This window comes from Ruegeria sp. BHSC223 (assembly GCF_059613025.1).
Genome location: NZ_JBXWRR010000036.1, coordinates 1 through 2,971 on the forward strand (window position 1 = coordinate 1; position 2,971 = coordinate 2,971).

Below are 2,971 nucleotides of genomic sequence, written 5' to 3' on the forward strand. Positions count from 1 at the left end.
GATGTATATTCCTTCCTACGAGGACATGCTTTGTGCGCATGATCGGATCGCGCCGTATATCCGTCGTACGCCGGTGCGGGTGTCGGATTATCTGAGCGAGTTGGCGGGGTGCCGGCTGTTCTTCAAATGCGAGAACTTTCAGGAGCCGGGCGCGTTCAAGGTGCGCGGGGCCACCAACGCGGTCTTTGGACTGGACGAGGCGCAGGCGGCCAAGGGCGTGGCGACGCATTCGAGCGGCAATCATGCCTCGTGCCTGAGCTATGCCGCCATGCTGCGCGGCATCCCCTGCAACGTGGTCATGCCGCGCACCGCGCCGCAGGCCAAGAAGGACACGGTGCGTCGCTATGGTGGCGTGATCACCGAATGTGAGCCCTCGACGACCTCGCGCGAGGCGACGTTCGCCGAGGTGCAGGCCGCCACGGGCGGCGATTTCGTGCATCCCTACAACGATCCGCGGGTGATCGCCGGGCAAGGCACCTGTTCGAAGGAATTCATGGAGCAGACCGACGGGCTCGACATGGTGGTGGCCCCGATCGGGGGCGGCGGCATGATCTCGGGCACCTGCCTGACCCTGGCGACGCTGGCGCCGGAAACACAGGTGATCGCCGCCGAGCCCGAACAGGCCGACGACGCCTATCGCAGCTTCAAGGCGGGTCACATCATTGCCGATGATGCGCCCAAGACCATCGCTGACGGTCTGCTGGTGCCACTCAAGGACCTGACCTGGCATTTCGTCTCGCACCACGTGTCCGAGATCTACACCGCCTCGGAACAGGAAATCGTCGATGCGATGAAGCTGATCTGGAAGCACCTGCGCATCGTGATGGAACCCTCCAGCGCCGTGCCGCTGGCCACCATCCTCAAGAACCCCGACGCGTTTCGTGGCAAGCGCGTGGGCGTGATCATCACCGGCGGCAACGTCGATCTGGACAAACTGCCCTGGATGCAGGGCTGAACAGGAGAATTCCCATGAAAGACTCGATTGACCTGGACGCCTACGAGGTCGGTTTCGACATTCCCGCCAAGCCGGGCATGGATGCCGCCGATATCCAGACGCCTGCCCTGGTGCTGGATCTCGACGCGCTTGAACGCAACATCAGGAAGATGGGCGACTATGCCAAGGCGCATGGCATGCGCCACCGCGCGCATGGCAAGATGCACAAATCCGTCGATGTGCTGAAGCTGCAGATGGACCTGGGGGGTGCTATCGGCGTCTGCTGCCAGAAGGTGTCCGAGGCCGAGGTCTTTGCCCGCGCCGGTATCCAGGAGATCCTCGTTTCGAACCAGGTCCGCGATCCGGGCAAGATCGCGCGCCTCGTCCAGCTGCCGAAGCTGAGCGGAGGTGAGGTGATCGTCTGTGTCGATGATGTCGCCAACGTGGCGGACCTGTCGGCGGCGGCCGTCAAGGCAGGCACCCGGCTGGGTGTCTTCGTGGAGATCGACTGCGGTGCCGGGCGCTGTGGCGTGACCACCACGCCTGCGGTGGTCGAGATCGCCAAGGCCGTCGCCCAGGCGGACAACCTGACCTATCGCGGCATCCAGGCCTATCAGGGCGCGATGCAGCACATGGACAGCTTTGACGACCGCAAGGCCAAGATCGATGCCGCCATCGCGCAGGTGCAGGATGCCGTGGATGCTCTGAAGGCGGACGGGATCGAGACCGACCTGGTGTCGGGCGGTGGCACGGGATCGTATTACTTCGAGAGCAATTCCGGCCTCTACAACGAACTCCAGTGCGGGTCGTATGCCTTCATGGATGCGGATTATGGCCGCATCCTCGATCACGAGGGCAAGCGCATCGATGCGGGTGAGTGGGAAAACGCCTTCTTCATCCTGACCTCGGTCATGAGCCACGCCAAGGCCGACAAGGCGATCTGTGACGCGGGCCTCAAGGCGCAATCGGTCGATAGCGGGCTGCCGTTCATCTATGGGCGCGACGACGTGGAATATGTCAAATGCTCGGATGAACACGGCGTGATTTCCGACCCGAAGGGCGTCTTGAAGGTCAACGAGAAGCTCAAGCTGGTGCCCGGCCACTGCGACCCGACCGCCAATGTGCATGACTGGTATGTCGGCGTGCGCAACGGCAAGGTCGAATGCGTCTGGCCGGTCTCGGCCCGCGGCCGCGCCTACTGACTTAATTTAAAGCATCCTGCCCTGTCCGGCTTTCAGCTGGGCGGGGCCAAACTCTTTGGAGCCTGACCATGCTGATTGTCCCTGAACGTGAAATTGCCGACTTGATGACGCGCGAGGCGGCCTTTGATGCCGTTGAACAGGTCTTTGCTGCCATGGCTTCAGGCGATGCCAATAACTTTCCCGTGGTGCGCGAAGCAATCGGCCATGAGGATGCGCTCTATGGCTTCAAGGGCGGGTTTGACCGGGCAGGCCTGACGCTGGGTCTCAAGGCGGGCGGCTACTGGCCCAACAATCTGGAAAAGCGCGGGCTGATCAACCACCAGTCGACAGTTTTCCTGTTCGATCCCGACACGGGCAAGCCCTCGGCGATGGTCGGCGGCAACCTGTTGACGGCCTTGCGCACGGCGGCGGCGTCCTCGGTGTCGATCAAGCATCTCGCCCGCCCGGATGCAAAGGTCATCGGCATGATCGGCGCCGGCCATCAGGCCACGTTCCAGCTGCGCGCCGCGTTGGAGCAGCGCGCCTTCGACAAGGTCATCGGCTGGAACTACCACCCCGAGATGCTGCCGAACCTGGCCAGGGTTGCCGAAGAGGTCGGCATTCCCTTTGAGGCGGCAGAGCTGGACGGCATGCGCGAGGCGGATGTGATCATCACGATCACCTCGGCCTTTGCGCCCTCGCTGATGGCGGGTCATGTCAGCCCCGGCACACATGTCGCCTGCATGGGAACCGACACCAAAGGCAAGCAAGAGGTCGAGGCCGCCCTGCTGGCCCGCGCCAGCGTATTCACGGACGAGGTCGCGCAATCCATCAGCATCGGCGAGGCGCAGCACGC

General features: G+C 63.2%; 3 protein-coding genes. All 3 read left to right on the forward strand.

Annotated elements, in window-relative coordinates; translation table 11 throughout:
• Position 1 precedes the first annotated feature (1 nt).
• Positions 2–955, forward strand: a complete 954-nt coding sequence (gene bhcB, locus AC2FNY_RS20960) for a beta-hydroxyaspartate dehydratase BhcB (protein ID WP_496803645.1) — start codon at positions 2–4, stop codon at positions 953–955.
• A 14-nt stretch (positions 956–969) separates the two neighbouring features.
• Positions 970–2,136: a 3-hydroxy-D-aspartate aldolase BhcC gene (gene bhcC, locus AC2FNY_RS20965; protein WP_496803646.1), complete on the forward strand. Its 1,167-nt coding sequence runs from the start codon at positions 970–972 to the stop codon at positions 2,134–2,136.
• A gap of 68 nt (positions 2,137–2,204) precedes the next feature.
• Positions 2,205–2,971: ornithine cyclodeaminase family protein (locus tag AC2FNY_RS20970; RefSeq protein ID WP_496803647.1), on the forward strand; the 767-nt coding region annotated here is incomplete at its 3' end.

Coding starts and splice junctions, on each gene's coding strand:
- bhcB (WP_496803645.1), top strand. CDS start 2: ATGTATATTCCTTCCTACGAGGACATGCTTTGTGCGCATGATCGGATC.
- bhcC (WP_496803646.1), top strand. CDS start 970: ATGAAAGACTCGATTGACCTGGACGCCTACGAGGTCGGTTTCGACATT.